The sequence below is a fragment of the Sphaerochaeta associata genome, from assembly GCF_022869165.1.
Taxonomy (GTDB): domain Bacteria; phylum Spirochaetota; class Spirochaetia; order Sphaerochaetales; family Sphaerochaetaceae; genus Sphaerochaeta; species Sphaerochaeta associata.
In genome coordinates, this window is record NZ_CP094929.1 from 1699037 (window position 1) to 1720397 (window position 21361).

A 21361-nucleotide genomic window follows, 5' to 3' on the forward strand; every position below is an offset into this window, starting at 1 on the left:
ATTTCTTGGTGTTTTTTTCTGTCCAAATGTAAGAAAAAATTTTCTAATGTTTATAATAGAAAAAATTATAAGAATCAATACTGCTGATAAGGTGATAGATTGAATTTATAAATTACATAATGTATAGATATGTCATAAATAACTAGTAGGAATGTATAAATTTATGTATATGTATTAATATGCAAGATTATAGAATATATCTTATATACCATCCAGTATTATATATATGTTTTTAAGCACAAGAAATATTATATTAAGGATTTTTTAATATTTTATAGTTAAATAAAATCCAATAATCAAATATATATACTGCTAATTTGGTAGATTATGTTATATAAAAAAAATGGATATTACCTACAATTTATATGCATATACATTATATATAATATAAATATATTTTTATACATAACTATACATACTTACTCTATATAAGTAAGTATGTATAAGATTAATCTCGACACAGAATAAGTTTTAGTCTACTATATTATATAGATATAAATATTTTTAATGTTTCTAATAGTATTCAAAAATTTGATACGATTGAACAATAAGTTGAACAAATAGTCCAAATGGAGATACACAATGGCGAGCCCTGCACCCTACACGCTTTGTAGAATATATCGAGGTGAAAGAGTCTATTATTATGCACTTTTTCGTGATCCAACAACCGGGAAACGCACGAATAAGAAAAGCGTTGAGACGCTGCGCAAGGCTCTTGGGATTATTGAGACAGCCCCAATCAAGAGAAGGGATGAAGCTATTCGTATCTGCCAAAAGGCTTTGGAACAAGGATTGATCTTCGAAAAGAAACAGGAACGAACACTTCTCTCCTACCTACAGGACTTTTATACCTGGGAAGAGAGTGAGTATGTGAAGCGTAGAAATACTTTATCACCTGGCAGTATCTCGATCGATTACATAGGAACACGGAAAAACCTCCTGGATAACCATGTGTTTCCTTTGCTTGACAAGAATCTGTTACTCTCTAAAGTAACAGTAGGAATCCTTGAACAATTGCAGCTTCAATTGGTTGAACAAGGTGTTTTACATCATGCAACGATCAACATATGCATGACAGCTGTTTCAACCGCACTGCGGGAAGCACAACGAAAAGGCTACATCCCATCTTCCACTTCTCTCTTCATTGCAGGCTTGCCGTGCATTCATACGCCCAGGGGAATTCTTAGCGAGCGGGAACTTGCTCTCTTCATGCAGTATGCAAAAGAAAAGAGTGAAAAACGAATATATCTGGCTTGTTTGGTAGCTCTTCTGACTGGAATGCGTTCAGGGGAACTGAGAGCACTCAGGTATGATGCTATTGGATGTGAGATGATTACCATTGACCAAGCCTATGCAGACAGGGCGGGAATAAAAGCACCGAAAGGGAAAAAGACGCGTTATGTCCCCTGTCCTGAGTTCCTGTGCACCGCTTTAAAGGAGTTGGCATTGGAAAATCCATTCGTTACCATGCCGTCATTGGTATTCTGGAGCAAAAGAAATGGTTCTGTGGTATCGAGCCACTACTTCAGCGAACGATTCACCCAGGAACTTGTACGTTCGTCCCTATTCACAAAATCTGCATTGGCGGAAAGAAACATTAGCTTTCATAGCCTGCGACACATGGCTAATACCCTACTCCGGGGATCGGTCGATGAACATGTACTGCGTATGACCATCGGGCACAGCAGTCAGCAACTGAGTGATCTCTATACGCACTTAAGTCAGCGCGGCTTGAAAAGTGTCGCCCTTGCACAGCAGAACAATATATTGCCATTGCTGGGGCAAGGGTTCGCATTATCACCAGAACAAGTGGATGAACAGGAACAAGAGGACAAAGAGTATATTGACGATGGTGAAGAAGCCTAGGTACACAATCGTTCGCTTGGCTTCGTAGTGGGCGAAAATCTTGAAGGAAATCACCGAGGCCATGGATGCAATCAGGGTGCCGCATCCTCCTGCATTCACACCTTTCAAGAGTTCAGTAGCATTGCCGGTAAATTGGGCGAGCAACAATGTTGCAGGAACATTGCTGATAATTTGGCTGGCAAGAAGGGATACAAAGAACTCACGTTTTTCCAATAACCTTGTCAAGGAGTCGGTAACTTGCTTGAGGTGTCCGATATTACCAACAAAAACAAAGAAACCTACAAAGGTAAGGAGCAAAGAATAGTCCACATCCTTGAGGAGCAGCTTCTCACTTGCAACCACCACTATGAGGACCGCAACAGGCCAGGAAACAAAATCAAATACTGCGGCCAGTGATACCAGGAATAGAAGCGTATATCGAATCAGTTTTCCCTTGGCAATTGAAGGAGTCTCCTGCACCTGAAGGGTGAAGGACTGAGAGACTTTGGGGATGAAGAGTAGCAGGAGGCCTACCAGGACACCGCCTGAAAATACATATGGGAACATGGTAAGAAAGAAATCTCCAAGTCCGATGTGATAATACGAATAGATGAAGAGGTTCTGAGGATTACCGACCGGCGTAAGAGAACTGCCGACATTGGCAGCCACTGTCTGCAGTATGACGGTGAACAGGATCGGTCTAGTCTCTTTGCATAACGAGAAAACAACGATCGTCAACGGAACGAAGGTGATCAAGGCGACATCATTGGTCACCAGCATGGATGAGAAGAAGGTCACCCCCACCAAAATCATGCTTACTTGTCTGGGTGTATGTGCATATCGTAAAAGAATTGTTGATAGCTTGGTAAACAGATACATTTTCCTGAAACCTGCGACGACGAGCATCAAGGCAAATAGGCAGCCAAGGGTTTTCCAATCAATATAATCGATATACCCCATACTAGGTGGCACGAAAAAAAGGGAAATGCACGCCAGAACCAAGGCAATGCTTAAAACAGGTTCCTTCTGTAAAAATGCACGAATCGAGCGAGCTTTCATTCACACCACCCTCACCGAGGGTACAATACTGCTCTTTCGGTATTTTTGCAATGAGTCCTAAACTTTCTGAAAGCAAGAAATTGTGCATAGGAGCGGGTGCAAAGGTTTTCTTGCACTTGGTCGTATGGTAGAGTATTTGCATATACCACAGAGGAGGTAGCAAGATGAAGTGTGCAGTGCTCAGTGACATCCATGGAAACCTACGAGCCTTCGAAGCGGTACTCGCAGATGCTAAGGCCTCCGGCGCTGATAGTATAATTTTTCTTGGAGATCTCATATTCATGGGTTTGGACCCACAGCTTTGTTACGATCTGCTGATGGAACAAAAACCAATAGTCGCCATCAAGGGCAACACCGATGAAAATTTGGAACATATAGCTGAGTTGAGCGGAACATCCTCCAAAGAGGAACATCTGCTCAAACTCATCAAATATGCTCATATCCGCATGCACGAGCAGGCGAAAAAACACCTCGCAACCCTTCCTACTGTAAAACGGATGGAGCTTGAAGGGTTGTCTGTCTTGTGTTGCCACGGAACACCGTACAGCGTAGATGAAGGAATCTATCAAAACCAACCGTTCTCACCTGCATTTGCAAAGCAATTATCCGATGAGAAAGTAGAACTTGTCCTCAGTGGTCATACCCATATCCATGCCGACTTCGTACGCAACGGCATTCGATTCATCAACCCAGGTGCAGTCGGGTATTCTTTTGACGGGGATGTTCGTGCAAGCTATGCTCTGCTCTCGCTTTCAGATGGCAGTGTGCAGTGCAAGATTCGCAGGGTTGAATATGATATCAAACGCTACCAGATGGAAGTAGATCATGCAATGGAAGGATTCAAACTACTGGATCGACTTCAATATGCACTGACGTATGGCAAGCCGTTGAATTGAGGACTCTGATCAGGCGGTGAAAATCAAAACCGTTGTATAGATTGCATACATAATCAGCAGTCCGGCCCCTTCGAATCGGTTCACCCGGCCTTGTCTGTTCTTCCTGAAGCCGTAGCCGATGATGAAGAGAGATATTGTAAGTATGGTCATCACCACCATGTCACGGCTGAGAACAAGGCTGTCAACCGTAAACGGTTTAATCGCACCGGCAACACCGACTACCGCTGTTGTATTGAACAGGTTCGAGCCGATGACATTTCCAATGGCAATATCGTGTTCACCTTTCTTGGCTGCAAGGATCGAGGAGGCCAATTCAGGCAAAGACGTTCCGACCGCAACGATTGTCAGGCCGATTATCAAATCACTCACTCCAAAAATTTGTGCAATTTCGACAGCGCCCCAGACGAGAAGACGGGAGCTTAGAATTAAAAAGAGCAGACCGAATACCAGGTACAGCATGGCCCGCCGAAGACTTATCGGTTTAGGCACAGCTCGCTCGATGTCATCGGCCAAAGCATCAGGTTCTTTCTTAAGTCCATTGAAAAATGTCCAAATCATCAGAAGCGCCAACAGCAGAAGCAACAATGCTGCGTCGAACAAGGATAGTTCCAAATCCAACAAGAGAAATCCAGAGAACAAAGTAACGAAAGTAAGAATCGGCAACTCTTTTCTCAAGATTTTTGAACTGACCTGTACGGGATTGAGCAATGCAGTCAAGCCTAATATCAGGGCAATGTTTGCGATGTTGGAACCATAGGCATTTCCGATGGCGAGGCCAGGATTACCATCCATTGCAGCAAGCATCGATACCACCAACTCTGGTGCGCTTGTTCCAAACCCGACAATCACCATACCGATGAGTAAGGAAGGCATTCCAAAAAACCGAGCAGTAGCTGCAGCTCCGTCGACAAAACGGTCGGAGCTGATAACCAGGACAATCAAGCCGCCGACGACGGCAAGGATGGGAAGTAGCATACAAATCCTTTCTTGTGGTCATACACAAGGTTTCATAGAGTAATTCCAAAAGAAACCGGACCACTCATTTGGTGAGTAATCCGGTTTCGGTGTTTTGGAGGTGGGGGGATTCGAACCCCCGTCCTAACGTGCCACCCAGGGACGTCTACAAGCTTAGCCTGTGATCAAATGTTCCAGAGGACGTTGGGTTCACCGGCAAGACGTCCATCCTCTGTATCCTACTTTAGTGTCCCCTCTCTCCATAGGAACTAGAGCGGGTAAGCCCTTGCTTTTACAGGGAACCGATACTTAAGAGCGGCAGTATTCGGACCTGTACGTCATCGTGCTGTTAAGCAGCGAAGGCGTATTCTGCGTCGAAGGAGACTTCGTCTTCTTTTTTGGCAGTTAAATGTTTTTGCTAGTTTAAGGAGTTGGCGCTCCGCTTGCAGCCACTGGCCTGATCTTCCGCCAGTCGAAACCGAAACACCCCCTTTGGATTACTCCATCGAGGTAATGAAACTATACTCATACTTGAACAAATAATCAAGGGAGGGATTTCTCCCTCCCCGATTCTTGCTTTTCTTTGGTTGCCTAGAGTGCGCGGATACCATCAAAGGCTATGCTACAAGACTCAGGCCCAGCGTATCTCATTGTATAAGTGCACAAATGAGAGCCTTCGTCGTCTGCTACCAGTACCTTCATGTGCTTTATTGTACGGCCAAATGCACACGAATGAAAGTCAAACCAATAGTTTTCGAGGTTCCAAGGCAACCAAATACTTTTCAAGGGCCTCAGAGAATTGCTGCAGGTCTGTAAACCGAAGCGTGGCCGAACCATCAAAGCTGGTCTTTTGTGCGTTTACTATAACCAACGGGGCTCCCCGATGCACGGTATATGCAGGAAAAGATGCTGCAGGTTGAACAACCAAGGAGGAACCCAAAACCAGGCACAGATGGGCATGATTGAACATCTCATAGGCTCTGCTGAGGGTGAAGCCATCAAGGTTTTCTCCGTAAAACACGATGTCGGGCTTGATCACAGAACCGCACTCGGTGCATCGTGGAACCTGTCCGGTTAGTACGATTGGTGCAACCCAGTGGTAGGAGTAGTATGCATTGCAGTTGGTGCAGTGATGATGCTCAGCACTTCCATGAACCTCATAACATTTCCTGCTTCCCGCTTTCTTGTGAAGCATATCGATGTTCTGGGTGAAGAGACCTTCAAGGTATCCCTTCTGTTCAAGCAGAGCCAAAGCTGTATGTACCGTATTTGGTTTATAATCATCAAGCTTGTACCAATATTCTTTGGCCCATGCATAGAAGATTTCCGGATTATGTTTGAAAAAAGAGATGCTGAGGATCTCCTCCACCTGGTAAGATTTCCACGTGGTGGCGTACACTCCCGAGGAGCTGCGAAAATCGGGTATGCCCGAGAGCGTGGAGATGCCGGCGCCGGTAAGCACGACCGTCGATCGGGAATTTTTAATCAACGCCTTGAGGATTTCAAACTTCTTTGCAAAGACCGCCTCTTTCTCCGCCACCCTTGGACTCCTTATGCTAGGGACATTGTACACCCGTATAGGTATTACCGGAGAGAGACGTCAGCTGAACAACGACAAACTCCCCTATGCGGGCTGTAGAGGGAAAAGCCACCATTTCGTTGTGTTCGGTTTTTCCGAGCATGTTCTTATGGTCATGTTTCGAAACCTGTGTTACCAGTACTTCAACCATCGAGCCAATCCGTTTTTGTTTTTCCCTGGCAAAGATAGCATGCTGGAACTCAATCATGGCCTGAAGCCGCCTTCCCTTCTCCTCCTCATCGATCTGCTCCTGCATTTCAACAGCCTTTGTGCCTTCACGAGGGTTATAGTAATACATGAAAGCTTCAAGACACCGCATATGCGAGAGGACAGAAAGCGTCTCCTGATATTCCTCCTCTGTTTCAGAGGGGAAGCCCACCATTACATCGGTGGAGAACGTTATGGATGGAACAGCAAGCCTCAGATCGTCTATGAGCGATAGAAACTGTGTACGCGAATACTTTCGGTTCATCAAGGACAAAATGCGTGAAGAGCCGCTTTGCAGCGGCATGTGCAGGTGTCTGGCAATCTGCTTTTCTTCCTTGATCACCTGTATGAGTTCCTGTGAGAAGTCCTTGGGATGAGGGCTGTCAAAACGTATCCATTTGATGGAATTCTTCTCACTGCAGATTCTTTTCAGCAACTTTGGGAAGTTGACGACCTGCCCATCCGCTTCAATGTAGTGGTAGCTGTTGACGTTTTGTCCAAGCAGTGTCACTTCCTTGACACCCTTTGAGTCCAGGAATGCGAGCTCCTTCAGAATATCTTCAACAGGACGTGAAACCTCTCGGCCACGCACATAGGGAACAATGCAGTAGGCGCAGAAGTTGTTGCATCCGTTCATGATGGGGATGTAGGAACTGAATTCACCTTCCTGATAATATGAGGTGCCGAAGGTGTAGGAGTGGGAGTGCTCGTCCATTTTCCCATCCACTGATGTGAGAATATCTACGATTCTTTGTTTGTCGTTGGTACCAATTACATAATCGATTTGCGGGGCTTCATCCTTCAGGTCTTCTTGAAGACGTTCAGCCATGCAGCCTGTAACAATCAGGGTCAAGGGCTTTTTACTTTTTATATGGGTGAAGAATCCGAGTCTTCCCCATATGCGGTTGTCGGCGCTTTTGCGCACCGTGCAAGTATTGAGTATGGCGCAGTCTGCATCCTCTGCTTTTTCTGCCGGCACCAGTCCTGCCCCTTTGAGCTGAAGTTCCAGTGCATTGCTTTCAGCTACGTTCATCTGGCAACCATAGGTTTCCAGCCAATAGGTATGAATCATTACATTTCCTTCTGTGCAAGCTGTAAAGCTGCTTGCATAGTGTTTTTCATGAGCATGGCTATGGTCATGACCCCGACCCCACCGGGAACCGGAGTAATGGCCTTGCAATGGGGAGCAACGTGTTCATAGTCCACATCCCCGACCAGTCGATAGCCACGTTTTCGACTGGGGTCTTCTACACGATTGATTCCGACATCGATGACAATACAGCCCTCTTTGACCATGGATTCGGTCACAAACAGCGGTTTGCCAATGGCTGCAATGAGAATGTCGGCTTGTTTGGTAATCTGTTCAAGCTCTTCCGTCTTGGAGTGGCAGATGGTTACCGTTGCATCCCTGCCCTTTTGCATCAACAGGCTCGCCATGGGCTTGCCTACGATGTTGCTGCGGCCAAGCACGACAACATGCTTTCCTTCACAGGAGAGGGCGTAGTAATCCAAAATATGTAATACACCAAGCGGCGTGCAACTGATAAAGCCTGGTTTTCCGATCAGAAGATTTCCTACATTCTGCGGATGAAATCCGTCGACATCCTTTTCCACCTTGATGTTCTGTATTACCAGGTCGGCATCCAAATGAGGGGGAAGCGGCATTTGTACGAGGATACCATGGACCGAAGGATCATTGTTCAATGTATGAATAAGCTCAAGCAGTTCATCTTGGCTTGTTTCTGCATCGAGATGATAATCGCGATGGCCGAACCCAAGAGAGAGGCAAGCCTGTTTTTTGCCCTGCACATAACTCTGGCTTGCCGGATCGGTCCCTACGAGAATCACAGCCAACGTTGGGGGAAAACCATACTTCTCCACAAATGCGTTGCAATCGGATTGCAGTGTTTCGTATACTTTTTCCGCTACTTCTTTTCCTGTTAGTATCTGCATCGCTTTCTCCTCACGTTCAAAGAGTACAGTACCCTAAAACGTTTGTTTTTGGCAACAAACCCTACAATGGGATTTGCCTTTCGGCTAGACACTTACTATACTGCAAGCAGGTATGCATACCGCTTTGTATCGGGTATAGTCTTACCAACGCTTATTGTAACGGAACATTCATATGAGTTGTTCTCTACGTACATTGAGGTATTGAATGAAAAAATTCCTTCTGCTTGTAGTATTGATGTCTATAGCCATCACGTCGGCTTTTGCCGTTCCCTATTATGACAAGGGAAACCAGATGTTCTCCTTTACCCTGGGCACATCGTTTCCCACATTCACTTATTTTTTTGAGGACAATGAGTTCCGTGCAGGTCTTGGAGAGGGCAATACCGGTGCCAAGATCGGTGGTTATGGAGCTATTAGTTATCAGGTGTTCAATTCCCCTACATCGGCAATCGGTGGTGAGATCGGATACGATTTCAACTTTTCGGCATCCAACATGCTTTTCACCGCTGTTCCCTTCTATGCCAAATATTCGTTCTTCCCGGTCCAAGGCCAATTGGACCTTCCTATTTCATTCGGCCTCGGCGGGGCGTACATCAAGTACAACGATGCCTCCCTGATGACTCTGTTCGCCAATATGCAGGTTGGACTTACTTGGTATCCCGGCGATCATTGGGGATTTGGATTGACTACCGGGCTTTGGCTGATTCCTGAGTTCAACTACGACGATGCACTCAAACAGGATAATGCCCTTGCCGGCTTCATTCCTCTCACGCTTTCCATTACATATAGACAATAGGAGCAGCAACCATGAAGACAAAGCGGACATATAGTATTCTTTTTTCAATTCTTGCAGCACTTCTGGTAATTACTGGCTGTAATGCCGATGCTTCAGCTGGTTTGTTCAGGCAGATCAGCGAGTCCACCAAGCCTGTGGGGATACAGTATAAACAGCTGTTAGGGCTTGATGCAACGAAAACTGTTCTGTATTACTCTACTACTAAAGGAATTTACAAAAGTCCCAATGATCCTCTTAAATCCAGTGTTAAAGATGAGATCATTCAATCGACATTTTACGATACTGCTTCAACGGAAGTCGCATATCTGACAAATGAAGATTCTGTGAGTATCAATATTTTTAATGTTGGTAGTCCGAATTCTGTTACCGTGATCACTCCAACAGATGGGGCTCTCGATCCAAGTGAAACAGTTAGAATCGTAAACTTATATCCCAATGGATTGGTTATGTTGCAAGGAACCTCAGCTGCTGATGCAACCAAAACACTATATGCATTGGGACAGTATGGATCGGGAACAACAACCTCAAAAATCACTTTCCCGGAAATGGATGGCTACAGTTTAGTATCAGTTATTCAAGAATCGGGTTTCGAACAGTCTCTTCTCAGTACTACTTCTCCAGTAATAATTTCTTTTGTTGATAATGCCACAAAGAATATATACAGGCATGTTTTCTATGATGGCACCACTAGACAGGAATTACCTTCTACTTTTAGCGATAAGCGTTTAGCTGGTTTCTCCATAGATACATCTTCTAACATCTACATCATAACAACACTTGGGGAACTATACGGAGGAACAGCCACCGGGGCTTTCGTCGAGATGTATGATGCTGCAAAAACATATGATGTGCATGGGTTTATGTATATGGCAGAAGGAACAACAAATACTCACATCATTACAAAATCATCTAGTAAAAATGATGCACTTTTTGTGTATAGTTTTCCCAAAGGTTCCATCGCAGCAAACGTAACATCAACTAATTCAATTCGTAGTGGATACGGAGAATACTTATTCTCTGCTGAAATTGTAAGCACATTGTATCTAGGCAGTAATTCAGGCATAGATACCTTATTAATTGCAACGAATGAAAATGGTTTATTTAAAATTGGAATTAAAGTTGATACAGCCAACCAAGATAGCAGTAACAACGGTAGATCCAGCCAATCTGAGGAATATCAAGACTTCACCCTATATAGTACATTATAGGGAACGTAACAACACCCCAAGGATTCCTCCCTGGGGTGTTCTTTTTTCTAGTTCTTGATGGCTTTTAGTTCATCCAGCTATCTTTGGTATCAAATACCTGATAATTCTTCTTGTCATCCATTACAACCTTGATCAAGCCATCGTTGAGAGTCAGATGATACTCTGCTCCATAGCGCTTGTAGTTGTTGTAGACGGTCATGCTGTCGAGCTGGTCATGCATGGCAACAACGATCCTGGCGTTGAGGTTCTTGATCCATCTCAGGCTGTTCGAGGTATCACCGCCATGATGATTTGCTTTCGCCACATCAGCTTGCAACAGCTCACCGTATTTGGTAATCAGAGTGCGCTCTTGCGCCATATACAGGTCACCCGAGAACCAAGCCGTCGACTCTCCATATGTAAGTTTCATCGCAAGTGATTGGTTGTTGATGAATTGGGTGGAATTGTCAGGGTAATTCTTCGGATACGTAATTTCCTTCGGAGGATTGTAGATATCCACCTTGACGTAGTCACCAAACATGAAAGAATCACCTTCACTGAGTATGGTGACCGGCAGGTTGTACTGCTCCATCGCCTGAAGGGCTGCCTGATTCACATTGGTACCATACTCAAGAGACGAACGATACACCTGCTTCACCGCAAACCTTGCAGCCACCTGTGGAAAACCTCCAATGTGGTCGATATGCGGGTGTGAAGCAACAAAGATGTCTATAGTCTTCACATCAAGCGCTTCCAAGGCATCTATAACCAAATGAGCACTCTCAGGGTGGCCGCTATCAAGAAGCATCACCTTCCCTTCCGGACTGATGAGAATCGTAGAGTCGCCACTCTTGTCAACAGCTTCAGGACTTACCTCTAAATCAAGAAAATAGAGAGCAAGAGCACCGTTCTCCCTGGTCAGATGCACCGATGCGAACAGTGATACTGAAATACAGACTATGAGAATGAGAGAAAGAAATCGTCTCTTATGCATGCTTTTCTCCCAGCAGAGCAAGGACGGGAGCACAGTGATTGGTGAACACACCATCGACGTTCCAGGTAATCATCTTATGCAACAGCCCCAAGTCATCGATCGTCCACACATTTACCCCGACACCTTGATCCTTACACTCGTCAACGGCAGCCTTCGTGAGAAAAGCTCCATCCGGATGGTAGTACTCCACCTTGAAATTCTTTGCATAGCTGCCGACATTGGCAAGTCCCCTGCCGCCGACTAAGAAAGCACACTGCATACTTTCGCACAGTTGACGCATCCTGATAACAGAGCCATGATTAAAAGAACTTATCAGGGTTTGCTCAATCAAATTATACTTCTCAAGCAAAGCCAACACCTTTTCTTCAATGCCAGGATAGTAAATCAAATTGGTCTTAATCTCTACATTGGTGAAAATCCCATGTTGCTTCGCCCACCGGCAATACGTATCAAGACTGGGAATGGCTTGAAATTGTTCCTCCGTGCCGGCATTGAAAGCTTGTAATTCAGCCAAAGTATGGGAGCAGACCAAACCTTTTGCATTGGTTGTCCGGTCTAGCATCTCATCATGGATGATGACCAGCTCCCCGTCCTTGGAGAGATGCACATCGAGTTCCATTGCCTTGCATCCAGCTTCTCGTGCCTTATCGAACGCCAACATTGTGTTTTCAGGATACAACCCGCTGTATCCCCGATGTGCGAAGACTCTCATATAAACCTTCCTTATTTCATTGCGGTTTTTTCATAACCGGTAAGCATATACTTTTGGAAAATGAAGAACAGGACAATTACGGGAAGAACTGCGAGCACGGCACCAGCCATGATCTCATGATTATTCATCGTATCGAGTCCTGCGAATGTGTTGCGCAGATGAACCAGACCAACCGTCAACACCCTTCTTGTTTCATTCTTGGCTATGATCTTCGGCCAGAAATACGAGTTCCAGCCATTCGTGAACGTAACCAAGGTAATGGTAATCAAGGTGGACTTGCACATCGGAACCAAAACACGGGTGATAATACCAAGTCTTCCCATGCCGTCGAGCTTAGCCGCCTCGATATAAGAATCATCAACCGTAAGAAAAGCCTGACGCATCATGAAGATGTAGTACGGGCTGACCATCTCGGGAAGAATAAGGCCCAAAAAGGTATCGGTTAATTTCCAATTGGCGAACATTATGTACAAGGGGATGAAGGTAACCTGCAGAGGAATCATCAAAGCTCCGAGAACGAGAAGAAACAAAATCTTCTGCCCCTTGAATCGGCCCTTTGAGAACCCATAAGCAGCCAATACTCCCGTTACCACCTGGCTGAACAGAATGCCTGCCGTCATCACAATGGTGTTATAGTAGTACTTGCTGAAATTTGCCCGGCTGAGTACGTTACTGTAATTCTCGAAATGCCACTCCTTGGGCCAGAATGTAGGCAGTGCAAGCAAAACCTCTTCCTGTGACTTTACGCTGGTAATGAACATCCAGTAGAGCGGGAAAATCATAAAGAGAGTAACACCGACAGCAAACACATATTGAAGGACGGTTGCTGCTTTGCGTTTCGCAATCGCCCTTTGGTTGAGCAAAATCGCCTGCTCTTGGGAAAGAGGTTCATGCGTCATAATTCACCCTCTTGTTTGAAATCCTCATCGTGGCTGCGGTAATTGCAAGCAGGACGACGAAGAAGAATACTGCAATGGTGGAAGCACGATCCATTCTGAAGTCTTCCATTGCATATTTGTAGATCATGAACACAATCACTTCAGTGGACCTATAGGGACCGCCTCCGGTCAAGACGTCAACCGATTGGAATACCTTCATCGCTGAAATAAATGTTGTGACAAAGAGGAACAACGTTGTCGGCGAAAGAAGCGGCAACGTGATTCGGGTGAACTGTACAAACTTACTCGCACCATCAATGGAAGCTGCTTCGTAGTAGTTCTTGCTGATACCCCGCATCGATGCTATGTATATCATCATGCCATAGCCGACGGTTCTCCAACCTGTCAGCATAAGAATGGAGCCCAGGGCCCTATTCTTATCACCAAGCCAATTGACCCGGTTCTGCCCTATCTGTTCCAAAAAATAGTTTAAAATACCGTTTTGGGTATTGAGTATCCAAATGAATACGACAGCGGCGCTGGACATGGCCACATATTTTGGTAAGAAGACCAAAGCGCGCATTATTGAAAAACTCGTGGTGATCCGATTGAGTATGATTGCGAACATCATGCCACCGATTATGGTGATGGCAAGCTCCCCAAGGGTATATAAGGCTGTTACTTTCAGTGAATTGAGCAGATATTTTGTACCTGACCCTTGGAACAGCCAGATCCAATTTTTCATCCCGACATACGAATAATTGTCGTTGATGAGATTCCAGTTGGTGAAACTGATGCGTATCACCTGTACTACCGGATAGTAGACAAATATACCCAGGAACAACAACGCAGGTAATACCGTTCCTAAATCTTTACCTTCCTGTATTCGTCTATGCAAGGATTTTTGCTGTTTCATTGTAATTGTGTATCCTTATCCAATTGAAAAGAGATAATGCCGCCCGGTTTACACCGGACGGCAATGTAATGCAAATACGCCTATTCAGAGTCTTCGAGGACTTCGTTGATCTCTTCAGCCATCATCGTCAGGTGACTGTCTACATCAACTCCTTCAATCATAATCTGGTCGAGGTAGGATTTCCAGATGGTAGCCAACTGGTTCCAACCCGGATGCTGAATGCGGGGATTGATCTCATCGAGATTATCGAAGATTGCCTTGAAAGCAGGCTTCCTGTTCAGGAACTCCTGACCTTCGCTCGAGGTGAGCACGGAGTTTCTGGTCGGAATATAACCCGTTCCATCAGCCCACTTCATGTTGACATCCTTTCCGATCAGGTACTGCAGGAAAGCCCATGCGGCATTCTTGGTTTTCTGGTCGTTCTTTGCAGGGATGAGCAGGACGCTGCCGCCGATCTCACTGATTTTGGTATCGCCCGCAGGAAGCCATGCCATTCCAACTTCAAAGTCCTTCACCAAATTGACATAGGTGTTATACAGCGAGCTGGTGTGAATGACGGAGAAAGCCTTCTGGTCGATGAAATTCTGTCTCATGTTGGAAGAAGCACTGGTACCTGAAGCCCAGTAGGTGTAACCCTTGTTGACCCAATCCTGGAACTTCTTGGTAAGAGCGGTTGCAGCAGGACCGGCAAGATCTGTGCTGATACGATCATCGTTCACAATCTTTACACCGCTGTTGAGATAGAAGGTCTCGAAATACCACTGGTCCCAACCAGGAATGATGGTGGCCCAGCGGGTGGTTGTGCCGTCGGCTGCTTTCTTGGTAGCCTTTGCAAGGAATGCTTCCATGTCATCGATTTTGGCAGGAATGACGATTCCTTCCTTATCAGCCATGGTCTTGTTGTAGTACATGACCTGGGTTGAGATGAGGAACGGAACGGTGACCTGCTTGCCCTCATAGCTGGTGGCAGTAATCATACCAGAACCGAAATCATCGATATCGTAACCGGTAGCCTTGATGTATGGAGTCAAATTCTCAGTCAAACCACCCTTGCCATACTCTGCTACATACGGAGTATTTGCTGCACTGAGGGCAGGAAGGCCGGTACCTGCTGCATGGGCCGCAACCAACGTCTCATTGAGTGTTGTGTAGTTGCCGATGTACTTGGCTTCGACTTTGATCAAGGGATGGGTGGTGTTGAATCCACCAACAATCTCATCAACCAACGGCCAATACTGCTGTTCCAGTGCATGCCACCATTCAATGGTAATCGGTTCGGTTACTTCATACGAAACAGCTGGAGCAGCGGGTGCTGCCTTTGTTTCTGCAGCGCCTCCTGCAAACACCATGCCCATTACGAGAAGCAAGGTTGCCGACAAAAGTACAAATCTTTTCATCTAACGTTCTCCTTGTGTGGGGTTATCCCATGAGACAGTCTACGTTGGACCGGCCCATATGTCAAAGTAAATTTGTGAATTACCATGTTAAAATGTGTTAAATATTTATGTATAATTTTATATATATTAAGCTAATTTAAACATATGCCTTACTGTGAAACAGATAATTGCTTATATAGATTTAATTAATTACATAAGCGCCAATCCGTTTATACAACAATCTGAGAAACATGGAAACCACAATACAAGCGGGTCCTGCTGAAAAGATAATTGTTGCAGGAAGAGCGTATATGCTTAAAAACCAAAGTACTATCACTACAAGTACAGTAATGGTTGTGGCAATATGGGTGATCGAAAGGATGAACGCTCGTGTACAATGTTCCTTTATCGTTTTCTCCTGCACACTCATGAGGGCGAAGATATGTAGACTCGGAAACAACAACAATACGTAAAGAGCAACTGCAGCAAAAAAGAGAAATGGGATCGTATTAAGAAAGAACCACGCATCAAAGGCTAAAAATACCGTTGCGGCCAGCACTATGATGGTAACGACAATCCCTTGCTTGAAAGACGAAGCAAACGTTGAGAAGAATGTCCGTAACAGATATGATTCGCGACCATCCAAGAGTGCAAAACAATACGTAAATAGAGCTATTGTTGCAGGTCCCAGGGTGATGATGGGAAGACTGCAGATAAACCAGAGCAACCCGGCCAGAGCGAGGGAGTAGAGCTTCATCAGAAAGGACCACACTGCGTTATCAGGGTCGAAGATTGTCTGGATGTCCACCGATATACCTCGCTTTTCATTGATGAAGATAGATAGTATCATACGTGGAATGGAAAAGTGAGGCAACATACGCGTGAAACGGTTTCAGAGACCCAGTATCATCCAAATACTACTACTACTTGTTGGTTTGCTTGTTGCTGTTTATGTGGCTGACTTGCTTATCCAACGGACAAAAACAATCGTGCTCCAGTTGTTTGTTGCAAACGACGACCAGGATGTGTTTGAGGCAAAACGCATCGAATCGGAGCTGGCTTCAGTATTCTCCATTCAATCTGATGAACGCATCATCGTCGATGATTCTCTGTATGTGGTACTTGGCAGCAGCGACCATTATGTGGAGTCGAGCCTTTCTAAAATCTATGCTTATATGGCTGCAAAGGAACTCGACGCCCTGATAGCTCCTCTGAATGTAGTCGAGCACTATGTAAAAGGGCTGCCGATGCTCGACTTTCCCACCCTGCTTTCCCAAAGACCCGGGCTGCTGGAGCATCTTGCCCCATTTCTTAAAGTTGCTGAATCAATTGATGGCCAAGAAAAAGAATACCTGCTTGATTTGACTCAAAGCAGGTATGAACCTTCTACGCCATTTTATATGGCAATACCTCAAAGCGTACCGCATACTCAGGCGCTCATCACATTTCTACAGTACCTGTTTCCTCTCTACTGATCGCCCCGGACTTCGTGGAGAATTTCCCTGACCTCCGGATCGGTGAACTGCTCATCGACTTCCTGCGAGCTCAAGCCAAGGAACTCGTGGCAGTTGTAATGAATCCATCGTTCATCATCAGGACTGTTGAGAATATGTTTTCTGCAGTAGTAATCCGGCTGGATTGGAAGCGGTTCTTCCTTTTTATAGAGCGGCACCTTGTAGTCGAACACGACAATCTTGATATCCTCACGGGGAATGCCTTTCTGCATAATGATCTGTGCAAGGGCATTCACCGTTTTACCGGTATCAAAAATATCATCGACAAGCAGAATCTTGTCACCGGTGCGCAAATGTTCGGGAGAATAGGTCCAACCATCGACCATGACATTTGTCTGGCTTCTTAAAAAACCATAGGAACGGGCAACAACCGCAGCATAAAAGACAGGTCTTCCCTGCTCACGGATACGAACCATTTTGTAATATTCACTGAACACGTTGGCCATGTATGCACCGCCGCGTAAGGAAGCGTAGATAATATCGGGCACAAAGCGGTCTTGTTTGTACATCTGATGCGCAAGCTTCAATGCACTGTCGCGAATTGTGTCACAACTGATGAATTCCTTGATTACCATAGCTTCTCCTCGGCTCTCAGACTACTGTTAAGATTTCCAGCCCATTTTGTGTACACGCAACAGTATCCTCAAAATGTGCAGATGGCAACCCATCAAGGGTGACTACCGTCCAATCATTGGCCAGCACCTTCACCTTGTGGGTACCCAGATTGATCATAGGCTCGATCGCTAAAACCATTCCTTCACGAAGGCGGGGGTTTGGTAGATACGATGATGTGTAGTTGGGTATCTCGGGCTCCTCATGCACATCCAACCCTACACCGTGACCGCAATAGTCGCGAACGACACCATAGCCGTGCTTGGTGGCGTGCTTGTACACAGCAGCGCCGATATCCTGGATTCTTGCATTTTTTGCAGAGGCCGCTTCTATTCCAAGTACCAGGCATTGTTCGGTGACTTCACATAGTTTTCTGTACTCGTCCTTGGTTTTCCCGATAATGAAGGTCCGTGCCATATCGGAATAGTGACCATCAAGGTTGATCCCCAGATCGACGTCAACCAAATCTCCTTCCTTGACTATGGTTTTTTTGGACGGAATACCATGAATCACCTCTTCATTGACTGAAATGCAGGCGGTTGCCGGAAATCCTTCATAATGGAGAAACGCTGGAACACCTTTGTGCCTGGTTATGAAATCATAGCAATACTGATCAATATCCCATGTGGACATTCCCGGCTCGATGAAACTTGAAAGTTGCTGCATCAAACGTGCGGTCAGATGACACGATTCGCGAATCCTTTTGATCTGTTCTTCAGTCTTCAAACGTATCATGCCTGATATGCTCCTTCACGGGAAACAGCTGTTTTTGCATTGTATCAAGAATTCCGTTGATGAACTTATAATTCACTTCTGTTGAAAAATCCTGGCTGAGCTTTACAGCTTCATCGATGATGATGTGTGGATGGATATCCCCGTAACGCAGGCAGAATACACTCATCCGCAACACATTGCGATCGACGATGTCGATACGCTCCAGAGGCCTGTTCAGAGAGTATTTACTGATGAGTTCATCTATCTCGACGAGGTTCTCCAGCGTCCCGCGAACCAGGTACATGCCGTACAGTTTAACCTCTTCCTCAAGCTGCTCATACTCTTCCTCCGTATTCCCGCTGAATATGGCGGGAATGTGGAGAATGTCGAGTTCCTTGTTGAAATCCATGGCGTACAGTGTCTGCAGTGCCAATTCTCGTGCTTTATGTCTCGTTTTCATATTACTTCTTGTAAAGGATGTTCACCGTGGCGCTCTTACGCAAATCATCAACCAAACCATTGATGGCCTGATAATATGTCTCCTGTTGTTTTGCGGAAGTAAGTTCGCTTCTGATGTAATCACGAATCGTACTGGTGGTATTGGGACTGATCGGTTCATCAAGTCCAAGAATCTTGGTCTCATTGTACGCCAGCACCTTGAGGATGTGATAGCCGGTCAGCGAGGTGACTACCGGGCTCGTGGTCCCTACATCGGTTGTGAAGGCAACATCGAAGAATGCATCGCCGAGCCCGGCCTGGGCATCGGTGTTGTCCATGGTGAGCCAGCCGATATCACCGGCTTTATTCTTACTCTGTGCATCCTGCGAATAATCGACGACAGCCTTTTCGAATGTCATCGTTCCAGCCTTGATTTTTGCCGCCACCTCATCCAACGTCGCCTTATTCTTGTCATTGGTTGCCTGGTCGGCGGAAAAGGGAATATAGATGTGGCTGAGCTTTACAGTCTCAGGACTTACGAACTGAGTCCTGTTCTTCCGATAAAAACTATTGATTTCAGTGTCGGTTATTGAAACAGGCTTGTTCAATACATCGGCCTTCTTCAGCCTGACATACGAATCCACCATCAATTGCTCACCTACCATCTTGCGATATGCTTCCACCGATCCGAAGTTGTTCTTGATTACCTCGGAGAACTGTTCATCGCTGATGTTCTGCCCGTAGGATGCTTCCAAATTTGCTTTCTGGGAAGCATACGCGCTATCGATCATACTATCGGTAATCTTGACTCCATCACGGGCTGCGCCTTGACGGAAGAGTTCATTGTTTATAAGAAGGTTTAAAACCTGCAGGGGATCGATGGTGGAGGGATCCTGTCCTGCCGTTTTTGCACTCTGTTGATATTCAGCAACTTCGGCATCAAGCTCAGCCATGCTGATCGGGGTGGTTTTCGTAAGTCTGACGGTTGCAGCAGGTGCTCCGATAGTGGCGGCAACAAGGTGAAAACCGACAAGCAGCATGACTGCGATAACAATTGCTCTACGTTTCATATACGATACTCCTAGGGTCTTCATGCTCACAAGGTACTCTTTTACAGGAAGAGAATCAATCAAATCTGTAGATGTTTGCCAACAGCCTTGGCAAAATCAACTTTGGAAATCAGTTCGCTCTTTTTGAGGAACATTCCCTCTTTCTCCATGGCTTTCATCAGTGTCTGCAAGGTTTTCATCGATCGTACTCCACCCTTGGTAATAAATGCCATGCACCGCTTACCGGAAATACTGCCTGCAGTTTTCAGGAAGCCGGACACCGAGTTTGGGATTTTTCCACCAAAGAAGGTCGGGCTTTCCGTACCGATAATCAGATAATCGTAAAAGGAGACGATTTTACCCGTCTCAAGGGTCATATCAAGCACGTCCACTTGGTGCCCCTGGGCTGAAATCCCCTCACTGAGCGCTTTGGCTATCGCCTTCATCTTCTCATTGCCTTTTGCAGCTGGTGCATACAGGACACAAACTCGCATGATACCTCCCTTGAAACAGCTACCGACCGCAATTACGCGGCCGGTAGTCACTAGTTAGAACGTTGCTACCGTCCTAGTTGGTACTGGGTACTTCACCAGCGGCTGCAGCTTCACTGGCATTCCACCAGTCGGTTGTCTGCTGTACCTGTTCAGTGGTTACGGAGTCGAGCAGTTTGTCTTGAGACGGAGTCTTGTTGACAAAGGCTACTACGAGAGCCAGTACCAAAAAGAGTACGGCAAGCGTCCCCGTGGCCTTCGTTACAACACTGCTTGCGTGTGAACCAAAGGCGGTATTGCTTCCACCACCAAAAATGCCACCCAAGCCTTCACTCTGCTCATCTTGTACTGCAACAAGGAAGATCAAAAGCAGGCTGACAATCACGAATAAGACCAACAGAATAATGCTCAAAACACCCATTTCTCTACTCCGGTTACTTACTTATCGAAGTTGACAATCGGAAGAAATTGCTCCACAGAAAGTGAAGCCCCACCCACCAATGCACCATCGATATGTTCCTTGGACATCAAGGCTTTCGCATTCGAAGCCTTCACTGAACCACCATACTGTATAATGAGCTCTTCTGCAACACCCTTTGTATAGAGTTTTGCAATAAGAGAGCGGATAAAAGCATGAGCTGCATCAGCATCCTCGGGAGTTGCGGTCTTCCCGGTTCCAATAGCCCAAACCGGCTCATAGGCCAAGGTGATTCGCTTCATCTGCTGCTCGGATACACCCTTGAGTCCTTCAGTAACCTGTCTGGTCAAGACTTCCTCAAGTTTACCACCCTCTCGTTCAGAAAGCGTCTCACCGATGCACAGATCCACATCCATCTCCTGAGAAAGCGCCAACAACACTTTTTTATTGATGAACTGGTCGGTCTCCCCGTACAAGGATCTTCTTTCACTGTGGCCAAGAATGACGGTATTCACGCCAAGGTCCTTGAGCATCAGTGCGCTCACTTCACCGGTAAATGCACCGTTGAGATTGTCGCTCATATTCTGGGCGGCGACAATAATCGAAGAGCCTTTCACGGCCTCAACAACAGCAGGAATAGTCACAAACGGAGGAGCGATCATGACCTTCGTCGTCGAGCCTTTCAGTGCGCTTACCAACTCCTTGGCGAAGGCGGCGCCTTCGCTGGGGGTCATATTCATTTTCCAGTTGCCTGCAATATAGTGTTTTCTCAT

At 45.8% G+C, this 21361-nt stretch carries 23 protein-coding genes and 1 other RNA gene; 5 read left to right on the top strand and 19 right to left on the bottom strand.

Annotated features, from left to right (window positions below):
* The first annotated feature begins 870 nt into the window (after positions 1-870).
* A complete protein-coding gene (locus tag MUG09_RS07855; protein WP_244775184.1) occupies positions 871-1866 on the top strand; it encodes a tyrosine-type recombinase/integrase in 996 nt (331 codons plus the stop codon).
* Here the strand turns inward: MUG09_RS07855 and MUG09_RS07860 are convergent.
* On the bottom strand, positions 1798-2904 hold the full coding sequence (locus tag MUG09_RS07860; protein WP_280529396.1) for an SLC13 family permease: 1107 nt from the start codon (positions 2902-2904) through the stop codon (positions 1798-1800). The two genes, MUG09_RS07855 and MUG09_RS07860, sit on opposite strands and share 69 nt — an antisense overlap.
* Before the next feature lie 164 nt (positions 2905-3068).
* Between MUG09_RS07860 and MUG09_RS07865 the strand changes: the two genes are divergently transcribed.
* Positions 3069-3800, top strand: a complete 732-nt coding sequence (locus tag MUG09_RS07865; RefSeq protein WP_244775186.1) for a metallophosphoesterase family protein — start codon at positions 3069-3071, stop codon at positions 3798-3800.
* A 9-nt stretch (positions 3801-3809) separates the two neighbouring features.
* Here the strand turns inward: MUG09_RS07865 and MUG09_RS07870 are convergent, their stop codons facing one another.
* The 5 genes from MUG09_RS07870 to folD all read right to left on the bottom strand — a co-directional run bounded on the left by MUG09_RS07870 (position 3810) and on the right by folD (position 8493).
* Positions 3810-4775, bottom strand: a complete 966-nt coding sequence (locus tag MUG09_RS07870) for a calcium/sodium antiporter (RefSeq protein ID WP_244775187.1) — start codon at positions 4773-4775, stop codon at positions 3810-3812.
* A gap of 92 nt (positions 4776-4867) precedes the next feature.
* Positions 4868-5245: a transfer-messenger RNA gene (gene ssrA, locus MUG09_RS07875) on the bottom strand.
* A 248-nt stretch (positions 5246-5493) separates the two neighbouring features.
* Entirely contained in the window at positions 5494-6294 is an 801-nt protein-coding gene (locus MUG09_RS07880) for an NAD-dependent protein deacylase (RefSeq protein ID WP_244775188.1), read from the bottom strand.
* Positions 6295-6310: 16 nt separating this feature from the next.
* Positions 6311-7612 carry a tRNA (N6-isopentenyl adenosine(37)-C2)-methylthiotransferase MiaB gene (miaB, locus tag MUG09_RS07885; protein ID WP_244775190.1) on the bottom strand — a complete coding sequence of 434 codons (1302 nt, stop codon included), beginning with the start codon at positions 7610-7612 and terminating at the stop codon, positions 6311-6313.
* On the bottom strand, positions 7612-8493 hold the full coding sequence (gene folD, locus MUG09_RS07890) for a bifunctional methylenetetrahydrofolate dehydrogenase/methenyltetrahydrofolate cyclohydrolase FolD (RefSeq protein WP_244775192.1): 882 nt from the start codon (positions 8491-8493) through the stop codon (positions 7612-7614). Before folD ends, miaB begins: the two co-directional genes overlap by 1 nt.
* 205 nt (positions 8494-8698) lie before the next feature.
* On the opposite strand from folD, the gene MUG09_RS07895 reads away from it, so the two are divergent.
* Positions 8699-9289 carry a TP0733 family outer membrane beta-barrel protein gene (locus MUG09_RS07895; protein ID WP_244775194.1) on the top strand — a complete coding sequence of 197 codons (591 nt, stop codon included), beginning with the start codon at positions 8699-8701 and terminating at the stop codon, positions 9287-9289.
* Between the two features lie 11 nt (positions 9290-9300).
* Positions 9301-10497 carry a hypothetical protein gene (locus tag MUG09_RS07900; RefSeq protein WP_244775196.1) on the top strand — a complete coding sequence of 399 codons (1197 nt, stop codon included), beginning with the start codon at positions 9301-9303 and terminating at the stop codon, positions 10495-10497.
* 64 nt (positions 10498-10561) lie between these two features.
* On the opposite strand, the gene MUG09_RS07905 is transcribed toward MUG09_RS07900, so the two are convergent.
* The 6 genes from MUG09_RS07905 to MUG09_RS07930 form a co-directional block, all read right to left on the bottom strand.
* Complete coding sequence (locus tag MUG09_RS07905) at positions 10562-11470, bottom strand: ComEC/Rec2 family competence protein (protein WP_244775198.1); 909 nt, start codon at positions 11468-11470, stop codon at positions 10562-10564.
* On the bottom strand, positions 11463-12182 hold the full coding sequence (locus tag MUG09_RS07910; RefSeq protein ID WP_244775200.1) for a glycerophosphodiester phosphodiesterase: 720 nt from the start codon (positions 12180-12182) through the stop codon (positions 11463-11465). The genes MUG09_RS07905 and MUG09_RS07910 overlap by 8 nt, the downstream gene beginning before the upstream one ends.
* Positions 12183-12193: 11 nt before the next feature.
* Positions 12194-13081: a carbohydrate ABC transporter permease gene (locus MUG09_RS07915; RefSeq protein WP_244775202.1), complete on the bottom strand. Its 888-nt coding sequence runs from the start codon at positions 13079-13081 to the stop codon at positions 12194-12196.
* On the bottom strand, positions 13071-13976 hold the full coding sequence (locus MUG09_RS07920; protein WP_244775205.1) for a carbohydrate ABC transporter permease: 906 nt from the start codon (positions 13974-13976) through the stop codon (positions 13071-13073). The genes MUG09_RS07915 and MUG09_RS07920 overlap by 11 nt, the downstream gene beginning before the upstream one ends.
* An 80-nt stretch (positions 13977-14056) precedes the next feature.
* Positions 14057-15373, bottom strand: coding sequence for an extracellular solute-binding protein (locus MUG09_RS07925; RefSeq protein WP_244775207.1), 1317 nt, complete (start codon positions 15371-15373; stop codon positions 14057-14059).
* A 181-nt stretch (positions 15374-15554) separates the two neighbouring features.
* Positions 15555-16202 carry a DUF624 domain-containing protein gene (locus MUG09_RS07930; protein WP_244775209.1) on the bottom strand — a complete coding sequence of 216 codons (648 nt, stop codon included), beginning with the start codon at positions 16200-16202 and terminating at the stop codon, positions 15555-15557.
* Positions 16203-16305: 103 nt separating this feature from the next.
* Here MUG09_RS07930 and MUG09_RS07935 point away from each other — a divergent pair, with 103 nt between their 5' ends.
* On the top strand, positions 16306-16827 hold the full coding sequence (locus MUG09_RS07935; RefSeq protein WP_244775211.1) for a hypothetical protein: 522 nt from the start codon (positions 16306-16308) through the stop codon (positions 16825-16827).
* Here MUG09_RS07935 and MUG09_RS07940 read toward each other — a convergent pair.
* The 7 genes from MUG09_RS07940 to tpiA all read right to left on the bottom strand — a co-directional run bounded on the left by MUG09_RS07940 (position 16821) and on the right by tpiA (position 21361).
* Positions 16821-17441 (bottom strand): phosphoribosyltransferase, encoded by a 621-nt coding sequence (locus tag MUG09_RS07940; RefSeq protein WP_244775214.1) that lies wholly within the window; start codon positions 17439-17441, stop codon positions 16821-16823. The genes MUG09_RS07935 and MUG09_RS07940 overlap by 7 nt on opposite strands.
* Before the next feature lie 16 nt (positions 17442-17457).
* Complete coding sequence (gene map, locus MUG09_RS07945) at positions 17458-18213, bottom strand: type I methionyl aminopeptidase (RefSeq protein ID WP_244775216.1); 756 nt, start codon at positions 18211-18213, stop codon at positions 17458-17460.
* Entirely contained in the window at positions 18194-18652 is a 459-nt protein-coding gene (gene nusB, locus MUG09_RS07950; RefSeq protein WP_244775219.1) for a transcription antitermination factor NusB, read from the bottom strand. The genes map and nusB overlap by 20 nt, the downstream gene beginning before the upstream one ends.
* A 1-nt stretch (position 18653) precedes the next feature.
* On the bottom strand, positions 18654-19700 hold the full coding sequence (locus tag MUG09_RS07955) for a peptidylprolyl isomerase (RefSeq protein ID WP_244775220.1): 1047 nt from the start codon (positions 19698-19700) through the stop codon (positions 18654-18656).
* Positions 19701-19759: 59 nt separating this feature from the next.
* A complete protein-coding gene (locus MUG09_RS07960) occupies positions 19760-20173 on the bottom strand; it encodes a flavodoxin family protein (protein ID WP_244775221.1) in 414 nt (137 codons plus the stop codon).
* A 73-nt stretch (positions 20174-20246) separates the two neighbouring features.
* Positions 20247-20591, bottom strand: coding sequence for a preprotein translocase subunit SecG (gene secG / locus MUG09_RS07965; protein ID WP_244775222.1), 345 nt, complete (start codon positions 20589-20591; stop codon positions 20247-20249).
* A gap of 17 nt (positions 20592-20608) precedes the next feature.
* Entirely contained in the window at positions 20609-21361 is a 753-nt protein-coding gene (gene tpiA / locus MUG09_RS07970; RefSeq protein WP_244775223.1) for a triose-phosphate isomerase, read from the bottom strand.

Bases quoted from the DNA above. Each gene is read 5' to 3' on its own strand.
- MUG09_RS07860 (WP_280529396.1), bottom strand. From the start codon at position 2,904: ATGAAAGCTCGCTCGATTCGTGCATTTTTACAGAAGGAACCTGTTTTA.
- MUG09_RS07865 (WP_244775186.1), top strand. From the start codon at position 3,069: ATGAAGTGTGCAGTGCTCAGTGACATCCATGGAAACCTACGAGCCTTC.
- MUG09_RS07870 (WP_244775187.1), bottom strand. From the start codon at position 4,775: ATGCTACTTCCCATCCTTGCCGTCGTCGGCGGCTTGATTGTCCTGGTT.
- miaB (WP_244775190.1), bottom strand. From the start codon at position 7,612: ATGATTCATACCTATTGGCTGGAAACCTATGGTTGCCAGATGAACGTA.
- folD (WP_244775192.1), bottom strand. From the start codon at position 8,493: ATGCAGATACTAACAGGAAAAGAAGTAGCGGAAAAAGTATACGAAACA.
- MUG09_RS07895 (WP_244775194.1), top strand. From the start codon at position 8,699: ATGAAAAAATTCCTTCTGCTTGTAGTATTGATGTCTATAGCCATCACG.
- MUG09_RS07900 (WP_244775196.1), top strand. From the start codon at position 9,301: ATGAAGACAAAGCGGACATATAGTATTCTTTTTTCAATTCTTGCAGCA.
- MUG09_RS07905 (WP_244775198.1), bottom strand. From the start codon at position 11,470: ATGCATAAGAGACGATTTCTTTCTCTCATTCTCATAGTCTGTATTTCA.
- MUG09_RS07910 (WP_244775200.1), bottom strand. From the start codon at position 12,182: ATGAGAGTCTTCGCACATCGGGGATACAGCGGGTTGTATCCTGAAAAC.
- MUG09_RS07915 (WP_244775202.1), bottom strand. From the start codon at position 13,081: ATGACGCATGAACCTCTTTCCCAAGAGCAGGCGATTTTGCTCAACCAA.
- MUG09_RS07920 (WP_244775205.1), bottom strand. From the start codon at position 13,976: ATGAAACAGCAAAAATCCTTGCATAGACGAATACAGGAAGGTAAAGAT.
- MUG09_RS07925 (WP_244775207.1), bottom strand. From the start codon at position 15,373: ATGAAAAGATTTGTACTTTTGTCGGCAACCTTGCTTCTCGTAATGGGC.
- MUG09_RS07930 (WP_244775209.1), bottom strand. From the start codon at position 16,202: ATGATACTATCTATCTTCATCAATGAAAAGCGAGGTATATCGGTGGAC.
- MUG09_RS07940 (WP_244775214.1), bottom strand. From the start codon at position 17,441: ATGGTAATCAAGGAATTCATCAGTTGTGACACAATTCGCGACAGTGCA.
- map (WP_244775216.1), bottom strand. From the start codon at position 18,213: ATGATACGTTTGAAGACTGAAGAACAGATCAAAAGGATTCGCGAATCG.
- nusB (WP_244775219.1), bottom strand. From the start codon at position 18,652: ATGAAAACGAGACATAAAGCACGAGAATTGGCACTGCAGACACTGTAC.
- MUG09_RS07955 (WP_244775220.1), bottom strand. From the start codon at position 19,700: ATGAAACGTAGAGCAATTGTTATCGCAGTCATGCTGCTTGTCGGTTTT.
- MUG09_RS07960 (WP_244775221.1), bottom strand. From the start codon at position 20,173: ATGCGAGTTTGTGTCCTGTATGCACCAGCTGCAAAAGGCAATGAGAAG.
- secG (WP_244775222.1), bottom strand. From the start codon at position 20,591: ATGGGTGTTTTGAGCATTATTCTGTTGGTCTTATTCGTGATTGTCAGC.
- tpiA (WP_244775223.1), bottom strand. From the start codon at position 21,361: ATGAGAAAACACTATATTGCAGGCAACTGGAAAATGAATATGACCCCC.